This is a genomic window from Phycisphaerae bacterium (genome assembly GCA_041652575.1).
Taxonomy (GTDB): domain Bacteria; phylum Planctomycetota; class Phycisphaerae; order Sedimentisphaerales; family UBA12454; genus UBA12454.
Genome location: JBAZHC010000006.1, coordinates 50,228 through 75,290, shown reverse-complemented (window position 1 = coordinate 75,290; position 25,063 = coordinate 50,228). Strand labels below are relative to the sequence as shown.

Sequence of the window (25,063 nt, the reverse complement as noted above, 5' to 3'; positions counted from 1 at the left end):
ATGTTTTGATTTATAAAAAAAGCCCCCGTTGTTATCGAGGGCTTTTTTGTTTCCGAGTAAGCATTTTTAAATTTTCGGTTTGTTGCCGAGAAATTCTGTTTTCGGCAGTCCGCCGGTCAGCGGCAGGGCGTATTCGACGAATGCCGGCGTTATGCCGTTGCCGTCCTTGTTGATGAATTCATCGGGCAGCGATTTTGTCTTTTCGGCGACGTTTTTGAGTTTCGTTCTGAAAAGTTCAACGCCGTAGTTTTTACCATTGCCTGTTCGCTTCATAGCGACAGAGCCGTTGAGTTCCTTCATAGCATACTGAACGGCGTGTCGGCCGCACCAGCGGGCCTCGGCCGCATCGACAGGCGACTGCAATCCCGCAAAACTTCTCTGCAGGTAGCCGAACGTATCAGCGCGGACACGTTTCACTTTCAATTTGCTCTTAATCTGAGCGGCAAGGAAATCGGCCAGAGCGCCTGTTCCGGAAAGCTGAACATTTCCGTGCGAGTCGCGTTCTTCGGTCTCGGTGATTTTCTCGGCCCATGTTTTATGGTCGACGTCGCCAATTCCTTCACTTATAGCGACGACGCATCTGCCGAGTTTTTTATAAACAGCGTCAACATCGGAAAGGAACTTATCCATTGTAACGGGTCTTTCCGGCAGATAAATCAAATGCGGGCCGTCGTCGTCTCTCTGTTTGCCGAGAGCCGCGGCGGCGGTAAGGAAACCTGCGTGGCGTCCCATTATAACGTCGATTTTAATGCCCGGCAAAGCCCTGTTGTCCAGGTCATCGCCCATAACAGCACAGGCTACGAATTTTGCCGCTGTGCCGAAACCGGGACAATGGTCGGTAACGAGCAGGTCGTTGTCGATGGTCTTTGGAACGTGAAAAGCCCTGAGTTCATATTTGGCTTCCTGAGCCATATTATTAATAATGAAGCAGGTATTGGCCGAATCGTTTCCGCCGATGTAGAAGAAATAACGGATATCCCGTTTCTTAAAGACATCGAGAATTTTTTTGCAGTATTCGGCGTCCGGTTTATCCCTGCTCGAGCCGAGCGCCGATGAGGGGCTTGCCGCGACTGTTTCGAGAACATTGGTTGAGATTTTGTTAAGGTCGATGAAGTTTTCCTTCACAATGCCGCTTACCGCGTGAATTGCGCCGTAGAGATTCTGAATCTCAGGATATTTCTTAACTTCTTCGATAACGCCGACTAATGAAGCGTTAATTACGCCTGTTGGTCCGCCGGACTGACTTACAATTGCGTTTGCTTTCGGGGCAGATGCCATTTTTAAAACCTTTCAAATCCAGATTATTAATAGTTGCGGTATTATACAGAATTGACCTTTTTTCGACAATATTTTATAATATAAAAAATTACAGGGATTATTTATGAAAATCGGGATAATAAGCGATACGCACGACCATCACGCAAACGTACTAAAGGCGGTTGAAATTTTTAAGAAAGAACAGGTAGAGTATGTATTTCACGCCGGCGATATTGTTTCTCAATATACCGCCAGGGCTTTCGGAGATGTGAAAAACGCGAAGTTTATAGCGATTTTCGGCAATAACGACGGCGAAAAATTCGTGCTTAGAAAAGTAATAGAGGACTTCGGCGGCGAAATCCATCAGGACCCTTATACCGGGCAAATCGCAGGCAAAAAACTTTTTATGACGCACAAGCCGAGCGTTCTCGATGAGATCGTCGCAAGCGGTAAATACGATATCGTCATTTACGGGCACACGCATTTCAGGGACATCAGAACCGCCGGCAAGACGCTGATTATAAACCCCGGCGAAGCGACCGACTGGGTGTGCGGCAAAGGCAATCTTGTCATACTCGATACGGACAGTTTAAAGATTGCGGAATTCGAACTATAAGCAAATTAATCGTGTTCGAAAACCATCTTTTGAACGCTTGCGCCTTCTATGGCCCTGAGTTTTTGCTCAAGCTCGGCGCACTTTTTCGCGTCGCCAGCCAATTCGAGAATCAGCAAACCGTTCGGCGAACAGAAGTCTTTGCCCGCTTCGTGCAGACCAAGCCTTGTTTTAATGTAGCAGCCGAATTCCGTTAAAACCGGCTGAATCTGGCCGATGTGCTTTATTCTGTCCGTGATATGAACGCCGAGAATGATATGAGGGTCTTTAATCATAATTTCTTCCTTCAAAAACATTTCATTAAGCGAGCCGCTTTTAAATCAGCACACCTGCGATTGTCGCCGTCATAAAGCAGGCCAGAGTTCCGGCTATCATAGATTTAAAACCGAGCATGGCAAATTCCGTTCGTCTTTCCGGAACAAGCGTACTCAGGCCGCCTATTAAAATAGCAACCGAGCCGAAATTCGCAAAGCCGCAAAGTGCATAAGTCGCCACAGTAAACGAACGAGGAGAAATCACGTCTTTGTATTTAACAAGGTCAAGATAAGCGATGAATTCATTAAGTACCGTTCTTTTTCCGAGCAGCGAGCCGACTATCGAGACGTCTTTCCATTCCACCCCCATAATCCATGCAATCGGCGAACAAAACCAGCCGAGGATTCTTTCGAGCGTAAACGGCTGGCCCCTGAAACCGGGCATAAACGAAAACAGCCAGTTTACAAGAGCGACAAACGCGATAAAGCAAATCAGTACAGCGGCGATATTGATTGCGAGCTTGACGCCATCGATGGCGCCGCGGCAGGCGGCGTCGAGAACATTTACGTCCTGTTTCGGAATTTTAATCTTTACTACGCCTTTGGTCTGGGACGGCTCGGTTTCCGGAACCATTATTTTCGCTATAACCAGTGCGGCCGGCGCCGATATTATCGAGGCCGTCAGCAGATGTCCTGCGTTTGCGCCGAATCCTGTATAGGCTGCCAGTGTCGCGCCGGAAATGGTAGCCATTCCGCCGGTCATCATCGCCATAATTTCAGAGCGGGTCATTGTCTTTATATAAGGTCTTATCACCAGCGGCGCCTCGGCCATTCCCATAAAAATATTGGCGGCACTGGCCAGAGACTCCGAGCCTGCCGTATCCATAACATAGACCATAATCTTGGCCATAAACTCGACGATTTTTTGCAGAACGCCGAGATGAAAAAGAACTGTCATAAGAGATGATACAAAAATTATGGTGGGCAAAACTGAAAACGCGAAGAAGTGTTCTTTAAAGCCTTCGCCGAATACAAATGCCGAACCCGCTTCGGAAAAACCAATAAGCCTTGTTATAAAAATCCTTATGCCGTTGAAAACATATTGGCCGGGTATGGTATGCAGAATAATAACTGCAAGTACAAGCTGGAGAATAATGCCGCTGACAATAAGCCGCCGGTTCATTTTTCTGCGGTTATCGGAAAGCAGCCATGCGAGAAGAACCATTGCAAGCAAACCCGTAAGACTTATCAATCTGGGCATAAAATTACTCCGTAATTACCGCAGGATAATATAAGAGGACAGAACCGGTAAATCAACCTCGAAATAAAATTGCCGGTTTAATTGCCATTCTGAAATGTGCCGATATGGTCCATTTGTTTCAATAACCGAAGGCGTGTTATAATACCGCTGCCGGTTTTTGGGGAATACCAATATTGTTTTGAGACAGGAAATTTTTCCATTCCCGCATTTTGCTCATCGTATTTAGGTCCAAGACTGAACAGTGCCCATGTTACGGGCGATGTTTTTGGGTCGTCGTAAGTTTTATATTTTTCTGTTTCGTTGTCCGGGAAACCTACCGGTATTTGTAAAGACAGGTCATTTTTAAAGGGCTTGCCGGAAAAATCAAGCCGCGGTCCAACCGCAACATATTTGTATGCGAAGCCGGGATTGAATTTATCCTCGACTTTTGAATAAGTTACAACCCTGGTCCTGCCGCCCGGCATATATCCGGCCTTAACCAACTCCTGCGGCAATGCCCACGAATACTCACGAGCATCAGAATTGCAACTGGCCCGAGTGGGAGGAAATTTATTATTATGGTCTATCGCATAAGCCTCAAGAGCAAGGCCTATATCCGCAAGTTCGGCATTGGCAACTAATATTTTAGCCTGCAGGCGGGCCTTTGCCAATGAGGGCATTAAAATCGCAAGCAGTAAAGCTATTATAGCTATGACTACAAGCAGTTCGATTAATGTAAAGGCCCGTTTCAGTTTCATATATTTATTGACACTCAGTCAAGAGCGGATTGCTGCATTTGAGCCAGTCTGCCGCCATAATCGCAAAATCTTCGAAGTTTACAGTACAATCTTTATTTATATCGCCGGAAGCGAATACGCCTGACAAGTCGCAGCCATCGGTTAATACCTGACCATTTCCGTCATAATTTGTAACCCAGAGCAGATAACCGGCGGTGTCCGAATCTTCCTGGTTGAAAATGCCGATGACATCGAAATTAGCGGGAAGGTTGTTTGAGTTGGTTGTTATGCCTGGGCCGATACCAAGCCATAGCGGCAACGTCCTCGTTCCATCGCTAATCTGCATTGTTTTTACGCCGGGTGCCCATAGATTGACATCCACAAAATGTACATTATTTATTCGAACCAGCCTGCTCTGATAATATTCGCAGCCGGTTGCTCTTGTATAATCAAAGATAAAATTATTATTTGCGTCTTTAACCTGACTTAAGGTAATTACTTCCGGCTCGGGCAGGCCTGCGCCAAGCTCGATAAGTTCAATTGTTATATCATTGTCAGGATCGGTATCATGTTGTTCGTTGATGTTTGCTTTGCCGCCATGAGGCATTAAAAGACCGGTTACGCGTATTTTATCGCCCGGCATAAACCTGTGGCCGGTGCAGGGGTCGTTATTTAAACGGTCAAGCTCTGCAATCCATTCTTCGTTGGTATATCGTCCGTATCCTACTCCAAGCATATTCGCGTAATTCTGTCCCATCCAAACTGCCGTGCCGGCATGATCACCCGTGCCTCCCTGAACAAAAATTTGCCACTGGCCGCCGAGATTCCAGGGAATGGTATTGTAATTAGGCGTTCCATTAAGCATATATTCGGGCCTGTTCAAAATATATCCTTCAATAACGGCAGAGTCATAATCATACGCATAGCAACCTTCAATAGGATAGCCATCAGGACCAATCTGCTGTAAATCCCAGTTTGTTACGGCAGAACAAAGAGCCGTAAATAAAAACATAACTATACAAATTAACCTTACATCTTTCTTCATTCCTGAAACCTTCCTGCGAGCACCTGCGCATAAAAAATTGAAAATCGTGTTACCAAGAATACCACATTCAAATATCTTTGACAAGAAATAAAATATGGAAAATAGTTAAAAATTTTGTAGAATGGCCTGAAAATATTAATACTATCTCGAAAGTTACTACAATGTCGCAAAAAGAACCTTTTATCGCTGTTTTAAACGAGAAACCTGAATACCAGAGTCTTTTAGACGGAATTCCACAAACCTGTGGAATGAAATCCGGCAGGGTTTACCTGCAGCCCGGCGCCGATTGCGGCCAACATACAACCGGAGCGCAGGAAGAAATGCTTGTATTCCTTTCAGGACAGGGGCAGGCGGTTATTGGTGAGGGAGAAATTCTCGAAGTCGGCAAAGGAAAAATAACCTATATTCCTCCGCAGACCGTACATAATATAGTGAATAATTCGAATGAACCTTTGTGTTATATTTACTGCGTAGCGCCGACAAACGGCAACGGAGAACATAAACATGAGTGATATTGAACGCATAGGAGTTTCGCTGGAAAAAGAATTGCTTGTGCTATTTGACAAGTTCATTTCAGGCAAAAGCTATAAAAACCGTTCCGAAGCGATTCGCGACCTGATTCGCGAGAATCTTTCCCAGAAAAAAATTGAGCATAAAAAAACCCCGGCAATCGGGGCAATTTTCCTCGTTTACGACCACCACACCGCGCATATCTCGAACGTGTTCAAAAAACTGCGCCACGGCAGGCCCATAAAAACAATTTCTTCGATTCATGTCTATATCGACCATGATAACTGCCTTGAGATTCTGATTGTAAGGGGGATGGCTTCAGATATAAACGCGATGGGCGAAAAAATGATAAGTCTGCGGGGCGTAAAGCACGGCTATATAAATCTCGTCGCTGTCGAAGCCGAAAAATAAATAGATTTCTCGACTTCGGCTGCGTTGCAGCCTTCGCTCGAAATGACAAAGTGTTTTAGCCGTTAATCATCATGCAGGCCCTTAACACTTCCGCTACGCTCCATGCCTGGGCGAATGCTCCTCGCGGCTCGTACGGCGGGTCGCCATCGAATATCTCATTTATGCTGCCTACGCAGCCTTCGTTCCTGAAGTGTTCGATAAGAGGCTCAATCCAGTCGGCACAGGTTTTTTTGCTTTGTTTATTGTTGTTGTTGACTTTCAAATAAGCCTCGACGAAAGCCCCAATCAGCCAGGGCCAAACGGTACCCTGATGATATGCACTATCGCGTTCTTTTGGGCCGCCCTCGTATTTACCCTTATATTTGCTGTCGCCCTGGTTAAGTGTCCTGAGGCCGAAAGGCGTCAGAAGATTATTTTCAACGCAGCTTACCACCGCTTTTTGCTGCTGGCAGTCTAAAGGCGAGAACGGCAGAGAAACAGCGAATATCTGGTTTGGTCTTATGCTTGCGTCCTTGTATTCGGTTGTTACGCAGTCGTAGAGATATTGGCCCTGCTGGTTCCAGAAGCAGGAGCGGAAGCTGCCGACGAGTTTATCCGCCATTTTGCCGAACCTTTCCGCAAGTACCGCGTCCCTGTTCCTGTAAAATTCTGCGCAATTGCATATAGCGTTGTACCACAGGGCGTTTATTTCCACCGCCTTGCCGTATCTCGGCGTAAAGGCGACATTATCGAATTTGGCGTCCATCCATGTAAGCTGAGTCTCGTAAGAGCCGCCGGTGATTAGGCCGTCGGTGTCGGCTTTTATGCCGAACTTTGTACCCTGCCAGTACGAATCGACTACCCAGCGAACTACAGGCATCAGTCTTGAAGTGAAGCCCCTCGAATCGCCGCTAACTTTGTAATATTTGAAAGCCGCGTGGACGAACCAAAGCGACGTATCTATACTGTTGTAATGTGCGCCGCTCTCGTCGTCGCCGAAGTAGTTGGCAATCATACCTTCGTCGGCGTTATATGCGAAATTCATCAGGACTGAAAAAGCGTCTTCATATCTGCCGCAGCACAGCAATAGGCCTTCGAGGGATATAAGGGCGTCTCTGCCCCAGTCGACAAACCACGGGAAGCCGGCCATTATTGATTTGGTTTTCAGCTTTTCAAGGTGCCTGTTGATAATAAACTGCTCTGCGGAGACAGCAAGCGACTGAACAAGGGGGTCTTTGTTTTTCATATTGCCCAGTACTTGTTTTTGCTGCAGTTTAAGGTCGTCGATAATCACATCGACATCCAGCCCTGCCATTTTGTGCGGCATATCAGCGTCGCCGAAACCTGCCCACAGGACGATTCTTACCGGCCCATCGATAGTTCTTCTGAAAATCCCCGGCGACCAGAGGTCTTCCATATAATCGTAGCCTCTGGATTTTTCCTGGCGGTAGGAAAAATTGTACCACCACTGCGTATCTTCCATAAAGGCCATTTCGTCGGTTGCCAGCAGGAGCTGAGCCTGTTCAAAATTTTTGTTTTTGACCGCGAGGAAGTCGTCCTGCCATTCGAGATAAAAATTCTCGCCTGCCCTTGCGAGGCTGTGATAATTTCTCATTGCCGCCAGCGGCCTTACAGTAAAATCGAATTTCTGCTGTATGTCGCTGAAGTCGTAAACAATCGCCGTTATGTCGGTCTCCGGTAGCAGATAAATGCTTTTGGTAAGGTTAAACAGGCTGCCTGAATAATCGAAATGAACTCCGATATCTTTCCTGAAGCCGGTCGGCAGCGGCGGAGCGTTCTCTGGTGAGGGCGGCTCGAATTCGAAATGATTGAGATTGTACCTTTTGTTTTCGGTAATAACTGTTTCGAGGCAGTTCGCAAGCGCAACGGTTCTTTTTGCCGGCGGTACGAGCGTTCCTGTCAGAAGCCCGTGGTAGCGTCTCGTATTGCAGCCGCATATTGTGCCCGCCGCGAAGCTTCCGCGATTATTGGTCAGCAGCCATTCGGTTTCAATCTGTTTTTCGAATTCTTTTTTTTGTTTCGACTGCTGTTTCGGTTTTGAAATTTGCTGGGCGAGTTCCGCCATCCTGGCAGTTCCTTTTTTAAGTTTAATCCCTGATTTCCGGTTAACTCATAACTTTTTGTCGGTTTTGTGTGGTTTTTGCGCATCTCTTTTCGAGATTGCCCATCACATTCATAAAATTGATATATGAGTCATAAGGCGAATCATACGGATTAAAATATTTATGTACGTCACCGTCTGAGAAGTATTTTGTGCACATATAGTAGAAATGGTCGGAGCTCTGGAGTTTTCGCCAGTCCGACAGAAGCGTTTTGTCGCCTGTCTTTTTTATTTTCTGCTCCATACGATAAAGTTCGTGCAGGGCGTTGGACTGCATGGCGTTGCCCAGCCAGGCGGAAAGGTCTCTTTCGGTATCTGCCCAGCTTATAAGTCCCGGCACATTTATTACATCGGTCGCCGGATATGACGCAATCGCTTCGGAAGGCGTCTTGAAATTATTATCCGGGTTCTTCATAATTTCTTCGGGCAATTGCCGCATAAAATCGAATATGCCGGTATCTTCCCATTGATGTTCGCCGAAGGTTTCATAATCCATAAAAAGATTGACCACGTAGCCGTTGCCGTTGACTTCGTTTACCCAATTGCTGAATTTATGCGACATAAGCGGCCATTCGCTCCAGCCTCTGTTGGAGAAGCGAAACGCGATATCGTCGCTAAGGGCATAGTTTTTCAGCAGTAATTTTGCTTTTCCTTCTTTAGGCGCCTTATAAAGAAAATTGGGGCTTCTGCCTTCGAGTATACGGTCGGCGCCTTCGGTAATAATCCCGTCGAATACGCCCATTTCTTCAATTGCCTCGGCCAAATCGTTGCTGTAGATAAGTTCGGTATTGCGGAAGACCTTCGGCCGCTGTCCGAACAGGTTTTCAATCGTATCCATATGTTTGAAAATCTGCTCGTGGAACTCGTTTCGCGAGTATAAAAAGCTCAAACTGTGGTAATAAGTTTCGGCCAGGAATTCCACGCAGCCGGTTCTTGCCAGCGCGTCGAACGTGCTCATCACCTCGGGGGCGTAGTCGGCCAGTTGTTCGAGCAGTACGCCTGTAATACTGTATGCGACGCGGAACCGTCCCTCGTGGCGCTTTATCAAGTCGAGAATCAGCCTGTTCGTGGGAAGGTAGCATTTATTGGCGACCTTCTGGCAGATTGATTTGTTCTTGAAAGTGTCAAAATATCTGTGGTCTTCATCGAAAACGGTGTAGTGCCGCAGCCTGTAAGGCTGATGAACCTGAAAATAAAAGCATACGGATGGCATAATTCAATCCTTTGATATAATCCTTTCCGGCATATTTTGGCCGGTTCGGTAACTTTAGACGCAAACCGCCTGGTCGATCATTTGTTCGTATATCTGTCTGCACTTTTCAGCGGCGTCTTCCCATCTGAGTTTTCTGACTTCGAAGTTTCCATGTTCCTTCAGCGTCATCTGCAGGGGCGGGTATTTCAATACTGCAACAATTTTATTGGCGATTTCGGTCGTATCCCAGAAATCCGCCTTAAGAACGTGCGTCAATACTTCCGAGACGCCGCTCTGTTTGCTTATCAGCACCGGCACATCGTGATTAAGCGCCTCAAGCGGAGCTATGCCGAACGGCTCAGATACGCTGGGCATAACATAAAGGTCCGCTCTTTCATAGACTTTGCGGACATCTTCGCCTCTTAAAAAGCCTGTAAACAATATTTTACTGCCGATACCAAGCTCGGCGGCGAGTTCGATAGACCTTCTCATCATATCGCCGGAACCGGCCATGACGAACCTGACGTTGTCCATAACCTCAAGCACCTTCTTGGCGGCGCCGAGGAAATATTCAGGTCCCTTCTGCATGGTAATTCTGCCGAGGAACAGAACGATTTTTTCGTCTCTCTTTATTCCTGTTTTGCCGATAGTCAGGCCGTTGCCGTTTCTTTCAATGCCGTTATAAACGACTTCCACCTTGTCGCCGGGGACGCCATACCTGGCCAGGATTATATTTCTTGTAAGATAGCTTACCGCGATTATCCTGTTGGCGCCGTGCATTCCGGCCCGTTCGATATCGTAAATCATCTGGTTGACATGTTCGCCGCTGCGGTCGAATTCGGTCGAATGCACATGTATAACGAGGGGCTTGCCTGTAACAGCGGCTACGGCCAATCCGGCAGGATATGTCATCCAGTCGTGTGCGTGGATAACGTCAAAATCTTCCTTCATCGCCAGTTTAACTGCGGCCGCGGCGTATCTGTGAACTTCCGTGTACATATCGCCGGCATAATGAGCCTTGTCGTCATCGAAATCGTTTTCCTCACCGACTATCGTCGTGCTGCGGAGTTTTTGTTTGGCCCGTATCATCTCCTCGATTTCGTGCCGGTATGTTCCGGCGTCGGCATAAGGTTTCAGCGGGGAATCGATAGCCTTGAATTTTATATTTTTAAGTTCCGTGCTTTCCAAATCGACGTGGTGGAAGTTCGCATCTGCCGGTGTTCGCATTTTGACATGGGTCGAGAGTTTGTCCGCACATATTGTCCGCGGCAGGACAAATGTTACTTCAAGTCCGAGCTTGCTCATCGCTCTGGTTAAGCCATAGCACGCCGTACCCAAACCGCCGCTAATAAAGGGCGGAAACTCCCAGCCAAGCATAAATATCTTCAAGACCTTCTGGTCTCCCAAAAAACAGGTAAAATAATATATCTCTTATGGTTATAATCGGTTTTTTATCGAAACGGGTTTAATAAATTGTTCCTATAAAATCATTTTTCAGTGCCGCCAACCCCATTTTTACGATTTATCGGACGTTAATTGTGTCAAAAGTGGAAAAAAGACTAAAATACTATGAAAAACCCCTGAGAAGGAAAGAAGTGGTTAAGTATGTTCGTAAAAAAACCGACCTCTATTGTTTTTTTACAGAGGTCGGTTTCGTTGTTTTGTCCTGCAAAATTCAGATTACAGGTCCTGCGGCTTCAGGGTGCTTCTTCTGTTAGCCTTTGTGCGTTCACAGGCGTTATCGAGAAGACAGTAAATTTTGTCGCTCAGCGCGCCGAGTGCGTCAGCCGATGTCATCATTTTTTTGCTTTTGACATAAGCTTTTACTTTGCTCGCCACGATCAGAGACTCTTTACCTTTTGCAGCTTTTTTCTTTGCCATGTTAGAAATCCTCCATGCAAATTAAACAAATATTCCTTTTTTTATCGGCCCTTTACGACAATGACCGACTTCTGGGTCGTATTTTGAATACTTATAAGACCTTTTGCAACAAAAAAATTCCGTAAAAATGCAAAATTATGCACTTATTAAGCCTTTTGCACCAGTTTTTAGATTATATAGCCCCTGTTTTTTGTCGAAAACAGCTTAGGAACCCCTTGAAAGGGTCATTTTGACTATATCGAGATTGGAGTCAGAATTATGAATACTAATGAGAATAGAAGTGATGACCAGAGAACGGCTTTGGAGGATTATGTGACCGTTGCAATCGCTGAGGATGTTGACCTTGCAAATGAATACAAGGATATACTTGCAGGGCATAACATTCCAGCCGTAATCGCCACACAGAAAAGTTATTCTTCGGAAGTTATAGGCACAGCGGTAATGGTTCCGGAAAACTATCTCGAACAGGCCCAGGAACTTATCGAATCCGAGCAGAGTTTCGATAATTTCCTCGACGATGCCTTCAACGACCATGACAACTGGAACAAGGAGCCGGACTTCGATGAATTTGGCGATAGCGACAGTTTCGATGATGAAGATGAAAATTTATAATTTGAATTAATGAGGTGATGAAAGTGGAAGAATATAAATCACATATTGAAAATTGCTTTACAACAAGACGTCAGACAGTTGCGGAAAGGCGCTTAAACGGCACAAGACAGGACGGCTCCGATAGAAGGGCCGACCTTGACAGAAGACGCGGTCCCGGCAGAAGACGCTCCGACGACAGAAAAGCCGCCGAAGAAGGACAAATGACCGATGAGCAGTTCGAATTTATCATGGCCATCGACCAGTATAAAAAACTCAACAACAAACCTTTCCCGAGCTGGACGGAAATTCTCGAGATAATAAAGACTCTGGGCTATCGAAAAACAGCCGAGCCATGTTCGCTCAAGGATTTGCAGGACAAAGACGATTCGAAACCGCAAGGCTGAAAACTCTTTTATATCCGAAAGCCCGCTGATTTATTCGGCGGGTTATTTATCCCTTGTCATTCTTGCCCCCGTTTTCACGAGGGTAAACTCCAGCGGGAATCCATTTTATTATTACCTGCTGTAGGCCCAGTCTGTATAACAGAGCCAGTCGGCGGCAATTAAATTTATATCCTCGAAATCTACCTGCCCGTCGCGATTCAAATCGCCGTCTATTTTTTCGCCGGATGAACTGTAAAATTGTGCCAGATAAGAATAATCCGCGAAATTAACTTTGCCGCTGTTATCCATATCGGATAATAATGCCCAATCGTAAGGCGGCATCGACGCCTCTGCGGTTCCGCCGTAACAGCCCATATCGATTCGCAGATTTTCGCCCCATTCGTTTTCCGGGTCTTCCGATATAGTTAAAGGCTCATTACCTAAAGGCCAGCCCGGCGAACCGGCGTCGATACATCTGCTCGTTACCCTGTCAAAGACCCACTCCTGTTCGGACGGATTCCATCGCCAGCCAAAACTCTTCAAATGATAATCGCCGTCAACCCAGAAATCGTTATTTGCGTCGCTCGGCGTGCCATTGGCGTCCCAATAACCGGCATCGACAAAACAAGGGTCTGTATCGATATTTCCAACACCTTCCCATCCGCCGCGAACATTACTGTAAGAAATATCTATTATCGCGTCCGGAGTTCCTTCCTGATGAATCAAATCTCCATCTTCCCATAAGATGCAATTTTTAAAACTAACATCAGGACCGTCATTGCACCAGAGAAGACAATCCCGATTATTGTTAAAGGTGCAATTTTCAAATTGCACCTTACACCGGTAACCGGCAAAACAAGCATAAGTGTTTGCTGCCAATAAACAGTTTTGCACAAGAATATTAGCATCATAGTATATAACTATTCCACCACATGGAGAACCATAGTGGAATTCCGAATTAGACATGTTATTGGTTATGATGCAATTTGATATTAATCCATGCCCGATATATCCAAGGTCAATTCCTGCATGCCGAGACATAAAATAAAATGCATTGTTTCGTATATCTGAATGGCTTATCTGGAATTCCCCCACAGCAGTGAGTATAATTCCGCTTTCTTCACAGCCATAGATAGAGCACCTATCAATGATTACTTCTTCGGTATTTCCACAGTGGATTCCTGAATCGGAGGGAAAACGAGTTGAAGTAATATTGCAATTTTTAACGAGGAGTTTTTCGCCAGTACATACTAAAATCCCGCATTCTGAAAATTCACAGTTTTTAATAGTGAAGTATCTGTAACTGCCGTATATTCCAGCATAAGCACAATTAAATCTTGAGTTTGTGATTGTGGGGCTGCCATAATACCGCATATAAACACCATATTTGCTGTTAGAGATAATACAGTTTGTAATCAGCGGGCTGGAAGAATCTAAACTAACAGCTTTATCAAATGCATTAATAATGGAAAAGCCATCGAGAACGGCTTCTGTTTCGTGCGAAATGATTTTAAAACCATCCGCAACATTTTCACAGTTTATAATACAATTTTCCGGGCCGTTTTCGCTGTAAAGAACGATATTTTTTCCAAGAAAATCAATATCTCTGTTTCCCGGCCCGGTGTAATTGCCATCCATAACGCAGATATAATCGCAACTGCTTGCCGCGTTTATTGCTGTCTGAATAGTATTACAATCGGTCGGGACAGTCCACAGGCTTCCTATATGCACACAAAACCACAAGTCTGTCGGGTTATTCGCTGCATTGGAGTCATATATTTTTACTGTGCAAATATAATCGCCCAAATCCAGATTGTTGGCATCAATCGAAACATTCACTTCCTGAATCTCACCGGCAGACGTACCCTGCGGAGTAATAATAGTCAGCCAGTTGTTATCTGAAACAATTTCATAATCGAGCGTACCGGTCCCTGCATTTTTTATATATATCTTTCCTTCTGTCTGATTGCCTGCGTTTTTAAGACATACTATCCTGTCCGCCCATGCGGATATAACAGGCTGATTTGCATTATATTCATAAGCGCCTATATCCGCCGTTACAGTGCCGTTTCCGTCTCCGTCAATAATTCTTGGACTTCCTTCAATATCATTGACTTCCGTAACAAAGTTGGCATCATTTGTTCCCGCGTCAACGCAGTTGGAATTCGACCTCAAATGAAAATCGTCATTGGAGACAAAATAAGGGTCGGCAGTAATATTGCCTGTTCCATCATAAGGTATTTTCTCAGGCCATGGAGCCCCGGAATATTTATAGGAATTGGTATATGTGATGTTCGTTGATGATGTTGCCCCTTTAATCTGTTCGCCGAAATTATCTCTGATTATACAATTGGTGATATTCAGTGACGTCACTTTATATATTTCAACCCCTGCCCCGTCATTATCGATTATTGTGCAGTTAGATAAATAAGGAGTCCCGTAATAAAAATAAATTCCTCGTTTCTTATTTTTGGCGATAACGCAGTTTGAAACCTGTGAAGGACCGTTAATGCCGATTGGATAATATATTCCATCCCCGCCATTACCAATAATTTTCGAATTTATAATTCTTTGACAATATAACAAGCCGTTGTCCGAATTATATCCTATGAAACAATTATTAACGTCCTGACATCGTGCTATGCCGGTTCCTATGTTTCCTATAATTGAAGAATTTTCGATATAAACGCCTGTACTGCTTGCGCTAAAAATCCCACCGTTGACTTGATTTCCTGTTGTGCCATTAAACATTACCTCGCAATTGGAAATCTTTACTGTTGTGTAACGTCCCCCGAATCGCATATATATACCTGATCCTTTATTTTTTTCTATCCTGCAATTTACGACTTCTGTACTGCCGCCGCAGTTAATACCGGAACCGGTATTATTTTTTATAATACAATTTTTTATCATTATTGCATTGCTGTTATCTCGATAATCAGTATATGAATAAACAGCATAGGCCGTATTATTATCCGTAACAGTACTGTTTTCCAAAATTGAGGAACCATAAACATTAATTGCGGTACCTCCGCCATATCTGGCTGTATTTGAAATAATATTGCAGTGATGAATATATGGGCTGCCCCGGTCACAATATATGGCTGAACCCGAATCGTGCAAACCGTTGGTTACTGTAATTCCGCAAAGGACGGAATTAGTGTCTTCGCCGGTGTGAAAATAAAAACCCCTGTGTTTATCTGTCTCTGTTCCGTTGCAGTCTATTATTGTCGCCGCCACCTTATCAGGGTCGTTTGGGTCAAGGCCGCTTACTGTAATTGCTTTTCCCTTGTAATCAAGGTCCCTGTTGCCTTTGCCTTTATATCTGCCGGGCGCAAGATAAATAATATCGCCGTCGCAGGCATCATCTATCGCGGCCTGAATGTTTGGATACATTACAGTTCCGCCGGCAAAGGTTACGTTCAGTCCGTCAGATGGCTGCTCAGGCGGCGGATAGACATATCTTTCAGATGCCGATATAAACGGAACGGCATTCACAGAAAAAATCAAAAGCAGCAGTAGAAATGAAAAACGCTGATACATAGAACGCAACCGTTGAGAACAGCTTTCTCTCTTTGTCATTTTAGGGCTCTTTCGAAAAATCAGGCTTTAATCGAAAAATATGCCTATATTATAAGACTTTTTCTGTAAAAATCAAGTAAAAATGTCTTGTTTTGATAAAAAAACGGCGTTATTTAATGGTTAATGAGCCTAAGAATTTGTCAGCCTGCTTCTTTTGTCCATAAGCAGAACTGTTTTTGCGTAAACGGCAGGGGACAATTTCTCCTTCAGGATTTTTTTCGCATCCATAATATGTGTCCGCTGGCTTAAGTGCGTCAGGACTATATATTCGTTATCGAGTTCGGCGAGCATTTCGGCAAGGTCATCGATATGCATATGGTCGCCGGCAAGGGCACGGTCGATATGTTCATTATCAACGAATGTACACTCGGCAATCAGGATTTTACTTTTGACGACGTAATCTAATTTCGCGAAGTTATTGGCTCGCGTATCGCCCAGGTATGTTACTATCGGCAGTTCGACCGGGTAGTCTATCGTTATATCCTGCTTTTTAAGTTTAACAATTTCACTGCCGCTCAGGCCGAGATATTCTTCTTTCAGCTTTTTCTTTTTTTCGATGACGGTAAATCCGAGCGACCCTTTGCAGTGTTTGGTTGCGAACGCCCGGACAAGGAGATTGGGCTTGATATAGAATTCCTCGTCCGCCTGCATAGGGATAAGTCTTACCGGTATTTTATTGCCGTCCAGTTTTCCCCATGCGTTGATGATTTCCTGCAGCGGGGGCATAAGATTTGCCGGTGCCAGTACGGTGCCCGGCTTTTGTCCGCAGAATTTTCTGTGTGAAAGATAGTAGGCTATTCCAGCCGCGTGGTCCATATGTCCGTGCGTAAGAAGGAGATTATTTATACTGATGAGCTGGTCAGGCGACTTGCCGATATCGAAGCAGACGTCGAGCTGCGGCATACCGATAACGGTTTCTTCGCCCGCTACCGAATAGCCGAGAATATCGAGGTCGTCTATTTTTATTTTTGCCAGGTTATGACTTGCCATAAGCGGAATTTTACCACGTATGGACCTGAATTGGTATGAATTATTTGGTTGGCGTTAAGGCACTTTCGGGCTGTTTTTGAAGTGGAGGATATGCTGAAAAAACAATGGGCAAGCGACCGAGGAGGTCAGCCGCTCGCCCTGGAGAAAAAAATCAAAGAAGTTTTGATACTTCCCTTGTAGTTATTATACGTAAAAACAAGCTAAATTGTTTGCCTGACTTTGGACAAAATTTTCCGCCCCGCAAGCCCGAAAACCCATTTACCTGAATGAACATAAAATCGTTCATTTAGGCGCTAAAACAACCTGCCCACATAAGCGCAAAAAAAATGGCAGGCGGCCGAGGAGAGAAACCGCCATGCCGTGTGCGCCTCCTAAAGAGGAGGAGGTACGTGTGGGTTATCTAAAATAACATTTCCTCCTATTATACGTCAAGCAAAAATTTCTGTTCAAATAATTTTTCAACGAAGTTTTTGGGTTTTTAAGCCAAATCCGGTATGGATTTTAATACGCTTAGGGATTGTACAGCGGTAGAATACCGATAAAATTGCAAATAGGGCTTTTTTAGAAAAAAACCGATAAAAATAATAATAACGCCTGTAAACGGGGACAAAATACGGCTGAAAAAATACAAGGAACATCTGTAAATCCTGGTTGAAATTATGATTTTTCAACTTTTAAAATGGCATAAAGAGCAGTTATGAAGACATTAGAAAAAGAACGAATTACAACACTCAACAACTGTCCCATAAAAAGCGGCAAATTCGTCGTTTATTGGATGCAAACGGCCCAACGGACTGAGTTTAACCATGCCCTCGAATACGCAATAAAACAGGCAAACAATGCAGAAAAACCTTTAATTGTTCTTTTCTGTATCAATCCTGATTTTCCTGACGCAAATGCCAGGAGCTATCACTTTATGCTCGAAGGACTTGTCGAAGTTCAACAGGCACTAAAGATACGAAATATACGGTTAGTCATTCAAAGCGGAAGATTTGAAAAAATTGTTCCAACCTTCGCACAAAAGGCCTGTGAAATAATCGTCGATGCAGGATACCTGAAATTTCAACAAAAATGCAGGTGGGCGATAGCCAGGAAACTCGACTGCAGACTAACACAAATAGAAACTAACCTGATAGTGCCGCCGGAAACTGCCTGCGAAAAAGAAGAATATTCGGCAAGGACAATCAGGCCGAGAATTACAAAACAATTGAAAAAATTCCTGAAAAAAGTGCCGCAATCAAAGTGCATAAAAAGCTCTTTAAATCTGAAATTCAAAAGTATGGATATCAGCGCTCCTGACGCTGTTATCAAAAAACTCAGAATAGACCAGTCTGTCAGCAAAACAAACTATTTCAAAGGCGGAACAAGCGAAGCAAAAAGACTTCTAAAAATATTCATAAAAGACAAACTTTCCGGCTACGGCAAAACCAGTAACGACCCATCGAAAGAGGGCCTGTCAAATATGAGTCCGTACCTGCACTTCGGACAAATATCGCCGGTGTATATCGCACTGGAAATCCTTAAACACGACGGGGCAGGGGCGAAACACTATCTGGAAGAACTGATTATAAGGCGCGAACTGGCACATAATTTTGTCTATTACAATTCGGATTACGACAAACTTAAATCGACGGCAGGCTGGGCGATGCGAACGCTTAATTTTCACAGGCGCGATAAAAGACAATACATCTATACACTGAAACAATTGGAGAACGCGCAAACGCACGATAAATATTGGAACGCTGCGCAAATGGAAATGGTAATCACCGGCAAAATGCACGGATATATGAGAATGTACTGGGGCAAAAAAATTATCGAATGGAGCAAAAATCCAAACGAAGCCTTTAAGACAGCAATCTATCTGAATAATAAATACGAACTGGACGGCAGGGACCCGAACGGTTACGCGGGAATCTGCTGGTGCTTCGGCAAGCACGATACGGCCTGGACGGAGAGACCTATTTTCGGCAAGGTTAGATATATGAACGCAAAAGGATTAGAGAGAAAATTCGATATGGAAAAATACGTTCAACTTATAGCCACAAAGGCACTAAGGCACCAATAAAATTAACCGCGGATTGCGCGGATGATGCGGATTTAATTATTAGCCACAGAGCTCACAGAACTCACAGAGATGATATTGCTTTAAGGCAGTCCCTAAAATTGGGACTGTAAAATTTAAACAGACCCTCTTTGAAATAAATTTCAACCGGGCCTGTAATTAAATTTTTTGCCGCTACACGGCTGTGCCTTAAAGCAAATACACAACGAACATGAAGAGAATTTTTAGTTTTTAATTGAGTAACCGCCCCCCGCAGTTTCCTTCGCAGTGGCGAGAAAACTAAGCGCGGGGGTCTCCGCTTCGCTTCGACAGAGGTGATATTGCTTTAAGACGATGTTCTACTAAAAATTTTACCACGAATAACCACGAAGATAACACGAAGTATTGCTTTAACTAAACACCCCAAAAGGGGTCTTCGCCAAGGCTACGAATGGACAAGATGGTGGACAGGCAGAGGCCACAGAGGATTTTTACTATGTTTGGTTGATACCTTTTGCCTCGCTAACAAGCTTTTGGTCGACCAATGCTTCATGTACTTTTTTACCATATTTTAGTGAAAGTTCTTGAGCATCTCTTTGAATTCTATCAGAAACGGCTTCAGGCCTAACAGCTACACCGCTAGATTCCATTTTCTTTTTTGCTATTTCAAAGAAACACCTTTCGGCAAGCAAATCGGCAACAAAGACTTGTGCAGGCAGTGTTTTCAGATACTGACACTTATCACCAAGATAATGTTTAACAGAAGGAAAATTCACGTAAATAATTACTTTGCCGGTTTCGGCACTATAAGAAGTTCGCTGAAGTGGATCTGGTTCATAATTTTGTTCAGGTTCGTCAAACATTCCCTTACCGTGTTTTTTGTCAGTCGTGTCTTCTTGGGATTTAATACGTGCCTCTAAAAGAGCTATATGCGACTCGCATTCAGCGGTAATCAAAGCATTCTGTCCTACTCCATCACCCCATACTTCCAAGTCGTATTTAGCAAAATGTCTTATTGCATCAGCTTCATTAACGACGATTTTATCTTGTGAAATATGCACAGCATTGTTATCTGAGAATATTTTAATTTCACTGCCCCCTTCTATTATTTTTACATATACTAGTAAACATACTTTTCTAGGTTTATTAGGGCGTAAAGTTAAAGATTCCGGCTGAAATCCCATACCCTCCTCAAGTAAAGTTTCCTTTTCTGGAATCACAAGAATTTTTGACTGGGATAATTTGTCCGCAGCAGTTGCTTGTAGAGTACCTTCAATATTTGGCTCGGTTCCTTCAACTGTAATGTACTTACGTAAAATACCATAATCATCTTCAAGCGCCACCTTAATCTCAGGTGTTAAAATATGAATTTTCGAGTTAGTACATTTAATTTTAATAATTGTTCCATGACGAATTGTCATTGTATTAAGACGAAGCTCAAAAATATAACGTTTACCGACAGTTATCTGTGCAGATGAGGGATAGAGATGAAAACCATTGGGTGGCTCTTCTATTTTTCCAGTCAATTCTTGTCCAAGATTTTCGGCGGCTTGTGCTTCTATTTCTGCAATTTCGTTCAAAATACTAAAGGCATTTTTATATCTGCGTCTTTCTTCGGGATCAATCTTAGTTTGCTCTTCTCTTTGTTTGCGTAATTTTTCTTCTTCTACTCTTTTTTCGAGACGTTTTTCGATTTCTGCGATAAGTTTTTCACAAAATGGATGATGAGGCTCAATACCGCTACGGTCTTGTTTGAGTACGGGTTCTTCTTTTTTGAGTAGTTCTCTGAAACCATTTGTCCGGACCTCGCCAAAAAAACGTGCCGCAAGTGGCTCATTATCATATTTGAACAGAGAAATACCCAATACCATGTCTTCTCCGTCCAAAAGTAAAAGACCTCCATCTCTATCATCACCTCTTTGAGTGAGTTCTTTCTCGGCACGCCATATAGAAAGGCTAATTGTGAAAGGTTCATAATTTTCATATTCAATAACAAATTCATCCGCCAATATTTCTCTTCCCTCTGGCATTTGATATTGTAAACGGCGAGTTTTTCCTGATGGTTCGTCTATAAGGAGTATTTTTCTGTTTGGATTAACCATTATTTTGCGTAGAAGACTATTATTGGCTAGTTCTGTATGGATGGTGTCAAATTGAGGGACTTTTCGTTCAGCTTCAAAAACAGCAATAGTCCCATTACCACTAATTCCATAGGTATCTCTTAGTTTTTGGGTAGCAGGTATAGGGCCGCTAATATCATACCAAGGCTTATCCGCTTCTTCAAAGAGTTTGCATTCAGCAAATTTGTTATCTTTGAAAGTGAGAATTTTACCATTTATCATACTTACCAGGGCATCCTTAGCGCCTTGGCCAAAATAACCACGAACCTTTTTACCAGTCTGCATCCCGCTGGTTGCCGATCCGTATCCAGTAAGGTTGTTTTCAACGTCATCTATTGACATCCCCTCTGCATGATCACGAACAGCAAAAATTCCTCGGTAGCCATCTTTTTTGTAAATAATTTCTATTGATCCATTCTCAGTCCGTCCTTTGCTTTCTTGTCTGATGTAACTGTCATCAGAGTTTGTAATTAATTCAACAAGTGCACGTATAACATTGCCTTGCATTGCTTGTCTAATATTTCGCATTGTATGTCTAACGTCAACCTTGATAATTCCACGTACCATAAGAACTTCTCCTATTTTATTTTATCGCTTAGAAAATCTTTAAAATGTTCTTCTAACCAACAAAGAACCTTAAATATGTCTTTACGTTCAAGTTCCTCTGCAAATTTCTTAAGTGAAACAAGATTTTCTCTCAAAGTTTCTCGTGTAGAATCCAAGGTGCCTTGCAGTAAATAGCAAAGATCGGCCTCTGTAATAGAATCGGATTTCCCGTTGATATATTTTATGTAAGCAGAGGAATTTGTCGTTTCTTTAAGAATACTTTCCGTTCTTCGTGTTTTTGTAGAGGTTTTTTTGGGTTTTTTGGGCATACTATCAGATAACTCAGCCTCAGTTTGCGATGAAATAGTTCTGGATTCATCCGTAATTAAGTATCCGTGTGGTGTTTTACCGCCTATCCACTGTTTTTTCCTACTTTTCTTAGTTTTACATCGCCACAAAGACTTCTCAATGCGCGTAGCATCCGGGAATTCAGGATATCCAGCCAAAGAAAACTTTTTTGGGAAAAGTTTGAAAGCTCCAACGATTATATTTTCAAGAGAAAGTTCAATTTTGTATTCCCCGAGTTTAGTTACTGTATAAATAACCAATCTATCAAGATCAATGGAATTATACTTTGCAGGGTCAAAAGATTTTAATTTCTCAACTTTTTCTTTGTCGGTCATTTGATTTCCTCATAAGCTGAAAGTATTATTCTTGGGTTTATCAAATAAAAGCTTCACGCGTCTAAGCTCTCGATCGATTGCACCGAAAATTTTTGAAATGTCCTCTTGAGTATAAGCATAAACCGAACTGTTTGAACAATTACCCAGCAATCTTAAATCATTCAAGATTCTCTGTGTTCGTAGTGAAGCAACTCTTTTAAATTTTTCCTGTTTACTTTCTCCCTCAACTTTTTGCTTAACCATATCAAATCCTTTGAGATATTTAACATATAATTTCTGGTAGTATGTATATATCGCATATATTTGTCAATAAAAAATCTTTTATTTTCTATTAAAATATTACTAATGCCATTAAAGAAAGAATAATTTGGAATAAAATATTGAATCGTTGCTATAAAACCTCGATTTTTTTGAAAAATATGGTTTTTTCTTGACCCATTCGACAAGCTCAGGGCGAAAATTTACGCAAAATTTGCAAATTTTCGTTTGACTTTTATTAAAAATATGGTAAAATACAGCCATAGTTAGGCAAAAAAACAACAAAAAATGTATATCTAACTATGGAAATCCGAAACCCTAATATCTAAATCCTAAACAAAACCCAATTACCAAAATTGAAATTAATTAAACAAACCACCCCGCGCTAACGCTCTGAACCTGAATATTTATTCTCCCTGCGCTGTCGCTTGGGCTCTGTTGGGTTTTTAATAAGAGGTTTCTTATGCCAAAAATCAATTTTCAAATTCATTATCCAACGTTCATTGCTCGCATTGGCGTGTGGGTACTGCTGCGCTATAGGAAATGGAAATACGGGCATCCGTTTCGGAAAATAAAACTGACGCAAAATAAGTACGCAATCGTTGACCCTGAAGATTTTGAAAAAGTAAACTTAATAAAATGGTACGCAAAAGAAGATAAATATAACTGCTACGCAGAGCATAAAAGCGGTAAGAAAACAATATCAATGCACAGGATGATAATGCGGCCGGAGGGAAATCTTGTCGTTCATCATAAAAACCATAAGGGGCTCGATAACCGTAAAGCAAATTTAATGGCAGTTACAAAAGCGGAAAATAATCTCAGTAACAGGCAGGGATTCAATAGGGGAAAATCCGGATATAAAGGCGTTCGATGGCATAATGTACATCAGAAATTTTACGCTGTGCTGATACATAAAGGGCAAAGAATATTTTTAGGCTATTTTGATGACGAAATAGAGGCAGCAAAGGCTTACGATAAGGCGGCGAGAAAATACAGGGGGGAATTTGCGGTTACTAATTTCGAAGAGGGTGGCTGCGAGTATGCTAAAAAAGTGCTGTAAAATCCGGAATTTGTCGATAAAATACAAAAAGGTAGAAATAATCAGGAACCAGTTATTCATAAGGAGATAAAGCATGACGGCGAGTATTGTTCTGTTGGGAATTTTCCTGTTTGGAATGTCGGCTATCGGAGTCTGGGGGATGCGGAAAACAATGACTCTTAACGATTTCTTTCTCGGCGGCAGAACGGTCGGACCGTGGATTTCTGCATTTGCATACGGAACAACATACTTCAGCGCCGTGGTGTTTATAGGATTCGGCGGGAAAATCGGATGGGGATACGGTTTAAAAGGTTTAGCAATCGCGGCAGGGAACGCCTTTATAGGTACAACCGCGGCGTGGCTCATACTCGCCAGACGAGCGAGAAGAATGACGCATAATCTCGACGCGATGACTATGCCTGAATTTCTGCATGAGCGGTTCGGCAGCAAATATATAAAAATGTTTGCCGCCATGATTATATTTGTTTTCCTTATTCCATATTCGGCGTCGGTATTCAAAGGTTTGGGTTATCTGTTCGAGGCCAATTTTCATATCAAATATGATTACGCGCTTTTGGTTATGATTGCAATTACGGGTTTGTACCTGATACTCGGCGGATATTTCGCGGTGACGCTGACGGATTTTGTGCAGGGCATTATTATGATATTCGGTTCGATTCTTATGGTGATTATCCTCAGCGGCAAGGCTGCTGAAGTCGCGGGAACGAGCGGCATTGGCGGAGCAATCCGGGCGGCAACTGAAAGGTATAATCAATGGCACAGCGCACTGCCGGCTGGAAAACAGCCGAGCATACTGATGCTGGGCGCGCTTGTGTTTATGACATCGTTCGGCGTTTGGGGTATGCCGCAGATGGTACAGAAATTTTACGCTATTAAAAACGAAGCGGTCATCAATAAGGCGGCTTTGATTACAACTATCTTTGCGGTCTTAATCTCTTTTACGGCATATTATGTCGGTTCGCTGACACATATATTTTATGATACTCCGCCGATGGGGGCCGCAGGGCCGGACTTCGACAGGATGATACCGGAACTTTTGACAAAATATCTGCCGAGCGGATTGATGGCAGTGATACTGCTGCTGATACTGTCGGCATCGATGAGCACGCTTTCGTCGCTGGTGCTTGTCTCGGCGTCGTCGGTGGCAATCGACCTTTACAAGGGCCATGTGAATCCGAATGTTTCAAAGGAAAAGTCTCTGGCGATGATGAGATTTTTAAGCGCGGTGTTTGTGGTAGTATCGTATTTTGTCGCCAGGTACCAGTTTTCGTTCATAGTTGAGCTTATGAGCCTGTCGTGGGGAGCGGTGGCAGGTGCGTTTATGGCGCCGTTCTTCTACGGTCTTTACTGGAAACGGGCGACGCATACCGGCGTGGTGGCGGGAATGATAACGGCACTGGTGATAAATACGACTCTGTATTATTGGTTCGGCGCAAAAAATTCTCCGATTGCCGCCAGCGCAGCGATGATTGTGCCGTTTATCGTGATACCATTAGTCAGCTTCGTAACGAAACCACCGAAGCATTCGATTATCGAAAAAGCATTCGCATAAGAAAGCGGTTGTA

Annotated in this window: 22 protein-coding genes; 8 read left to right on the top strand and 14 right to left on the bottom strand. The window is 43.5% G+C overall.

All coding sequences use genetic code 11. The annotated features are described in order from the left end of the window. Positions 1-66 precede the first annotated feature (66 nt). Positions 67-1,278, bottom strand: a complete 1,212-nt coding sequence (locus tag WC496_06115) for a 6-phosphofructokinase (protein MFA5292595.1) — start codon at positions 1,276-1,278, stop codon at positions 67-69. A gap of 103 nt (positions 1,279-1,381) precedes the next feature. Here WC496_06115 and WC496_06110 point away from each other — a divergent pair, with 103 nt between their 5' ends. Further along, positions 1,382-1,873, top strand: a complete 492-nt coding sequence (locus tag WC496_06110) for a metallophosphoesterase (protein MFA5292594.1) — start codon at positions 1,382-1,384, stop codon at positions 1,871-1,873. Positions 1,874-1,878: 5 nt separating this feature from the next. Here WC496_06110 and WC496_06105 read toward each other — a convergent pair whose 3' ends face one another. From WC496_06105 to WC496_06090, 4 genes are all read right to left on the bottom strand, one after another. Then, positions 1,879-2,145: a hypothetical protein gene (locus tag WC496_06105; protein MFA5292593.1), complete on the bottom strand. Its 267-nt coding sequence runs from the start codon at positions 2,143-2,145 to the stop codon at positions 1,879-1,881. A gap of 40 nt (positions 2,146-2,185) precedes the next feature. Continuing rightward, positions 2,186-3,385 (bottom strand): nucleoside transporter C-terminal domain-containing protein, encoded by a 1,200-nt coding sequence (locus WC496_06100; protein MFA5292592.1) that lies wholly within the window; start codon positions 3,383-3,385, stop codon positions 2,186-2,188. A 77-nt stretch (positions 3,386-3,462) separates the two neighbouring features. Further along, positions 3,463-4,122, bottom strand: a complete 660-nt coding sequence (locus tag WC496_06095) for a prepilin-type N-terminal cleavage/methylation domain-containing protein (GenBank protein ID MFA5292591.1) — start codon at positions 4,120-4,122, stop codon at positions 3,463-3,465. A 4-nt stretch (positions 4,123-4,126) separates the two neighbouring features. Continuing rightward, a complete protein-coding gene (locus WC496_06090) occupies positions 4,127-5,146 on the bottom strand; it encodes a hypothetical protein (GenBank protein MFA5292590.1) in 1,020 nt (339 codons plus the stop codon). A 161-nt stretch (positions 5,147-5,307) separates the two neighbouring features. Here WC496_06090 and WC496_06085 point away from each other — a divergent pair, with 161 nt between their 5' ends. Both WC496_06085 and nikR read left to right on the top strand, forming a co-directional pair. Next, positions 5,308-5,658: a cupin domain-containing protein gene (locus tag WC496_06085; GenBank protein ID MFA5292589.1), complete on the top strand. Its 351-nt coding sequence runs from the start codon at positions 5,308-5,310 to the stop codon at positions 5,656-5,658. After that, positions 5,651-6,067, top strand: coding sequence for a nickel-responsive transcriptional regulator NikR (gene nikR / locus WC496_06080; protein MFA5292588.1), 417 nt, complete (start codon positions 5,651-5,653; stop codon positions 6,065-6,067). The genes WC496_06085 and nikR overlap by 8 nt, the downstream gene beginning before the upstream one ends. Positions 6,068-6,122: 55 nt before the next feature. Here the strand turns inward: nikR and WC496_06075 are convergent, their stop codons facing one another. The 4 genes from WC496_06075 to WC496_06060 all read right to left on the bottom strand — a co-directional run bounded on the left by WC496_06075 (position 6,123) and on the right by WC496_06060 (position 11,241). Next, complete coding sequence (locus tag WC496_06075) at positions 6,123-8,132, bottom strand: amylo-alpha-1,6-glucosidase (protein ID MFA5292587.1); 2,010 nt, start codon at positions 8,130-8,132, stop codon at positions 6,123-6,125. A 40-nt stretch (positions 8,133-8,172) separates the two neighbouring features. Further along, a complete protein-coding gene (locus tag WC496_06070; GenBank protein MFA5292586.1) occupies positions 8,173-9,381 on the bottom strand; it encodes a glycoside hydrolase family 57 protein in 1,209 nt (402 codons plus the stop codon). Between the two features lie 54 nt (positions 9,382-9,435). Then, positions 9,436-10,749, bottom strand: a complete 1,314-nt coding sequence (locus tag WC496_06065; GenBank protein MFA5292585.1) for a glycosyltransferase family 4 protein — start codon at positions 10,747-10,749, stop codon at positions 9,436-9,438. A gap of 291 nt (positions 10,750-11,040) precedes the next feature. Beyond that, the gene (locus tag WC496_06060; protein MFA5292584.1) at positions 11,041-11,241 is read right to left on the bottom strand and encodes a hypothetical protein; all 201 of its coding nucleotides are present in this window, start codon (positions 11,239-11,241) and stop codon (positions 11,041-11,043) included. Between the two features lie 258 nt (positions 11,242-11,499). Here WC496_06060 and WC496_06055 point away from each other — a divergent pair, with 258 nt between their 5' ends. Both WC496_06055 and WC496_06050 read left to right on the top strand, forming a co-directional pair. Further along, a complete protein-coding gene (locus tag WC496_06055) occupies positions 11,500-11,853 on the top strand; it encodes a DUF2007 domain-containing protein (protein MFA5292583.1) in 354 nt (117 codons plus the stop codon). 23 nt (positions 11,854-11,876) lie between these two features. After that, positions 11,877-12,236, top strand: a complete 360-nt coding sequence (locus tag WC496_06050; GenBank protein MFA5292582.1) for a hypothetical protein — start codon at positions 11,877-11,879, stop codon at positions 12,234-12,236. 111 nt (positions 12,237-12,347) lie between these two features. On the opposite strand, the gene WC496_06045 is transcribed toward WC496_06050, so the two are convergent. Together WC496_06045 and WC496_06040 are read right to left on the bottom strand one after the other, a co-directional pair. Beyond that, the gene (locus WC496_06045; protein MFA5292581.1) at positions 12,348-15,797 is read right to left on the bottom strand and encodes a right-handed parallel beta-helix repeat-containing protein; all 3,450 of its coding nucleotides are present in this window, start codon (positions 15,795-15,797) and stop codon (positions 12,348-12,350) included. Positions 15,798-15,926: 129 nt separating this feature from the next. Further along, positions 15,927-16,787 carry an MBL fold metallo-hydrolase gene (locus WC496_06040; protein ID MFA5292580.1) on the bottom strand — a complete coding sequence of 287 codons (861 nt, stop codon included), beginning with the start codon at positions 16,785-16,787 and terminating at the stop codon, positions 15,927-15,929. Positions 16,788-17,484: 697 nt separating this feature from the next. Between WC496_06040 and WC496_06035 the strand changes: the two genes are divergently transcribed. Then, positions 17,485-18,852: a deoxyribodipyrimidine photo-lyase gene (locus WC496_06035; GenBank protein MFA5292579.1), complete on the top strand. Its 1,368-nt coding sequence runs from the start codon at positions 17,485-17,487 to the stop codon at positions 18,850-18,852. Positions 18,853-19,322: 470 nt separating this feature from the next. On the opposite strand, the gene WC496_06030 is transcribed toward WC496_06035, so the two are convergent. From WC496_06030 to WC496_06020, 3 genes are read right to left on the bottom strand one after another with little or no spacing between them, the layout of a single operon-like run. Continuing rightward, entirely contained in the window at positions 19,323-21,515 is a 2,193-nt protein-coding gene (locus WC496_06030; protein ID MFA5292578.1) for an ATP-binding protein, read from the bottom strand. Positions 21,516-21,526: 11 nt separating this feature from the next. Next, the gene (locus tag WC496_06025; protein MFA5292577.1) at positions 21,527-22,177 is read right to left on the bottom strand and encodes a hypothetical protein; all 651 of its coding nucleotides are present in this window, start codon (positions 22,175-22,177) and stop codon (positions 21,527-21,529) included. A 9-nt stretch (positions 22,178-22,186) separates the two neighbouring features. After that, positions 22,187-22,420: a hypothetical protein gene (locus tag WC496_06020; GenBank protein MFA5292576.1), complete on the bottom strand. Its 234-nt coding sequence runs from the start codon at positions 22,418-22,420 to the stop codon at positions 22,187-22,189. Positions 22,421-22,898: 478 nt separating this feature from the next. On the opposite strand from WC496_06020, the gene WC496_06015 reads away from it, so the two are divergent. Both WC496_06015 and WC496_06010 read left to right on the top strand, forming a co-directional pair. Further along, entirely contained in the window at positions 22,899-23,498 is a 600-nt protein-coding gene (locus WC496_06015; protein MFA5292575.1) for an AP2 domain-containing protein, read from the top strand. 73 nt (positions 23,499-23,571) lie between these two features. After that, complete coding sequence (locus WC496_06010; protein MFA5292574.1) at positions 23,572-25,050, top strand: sodium/solute symporter; 1,479 nt, start codon at positions 23,572-23,574, stop codon at positions 25,048-25,050. The last annotated feature ends 13 nt before the right edge of the window (positions 25,051-25,063 follow it).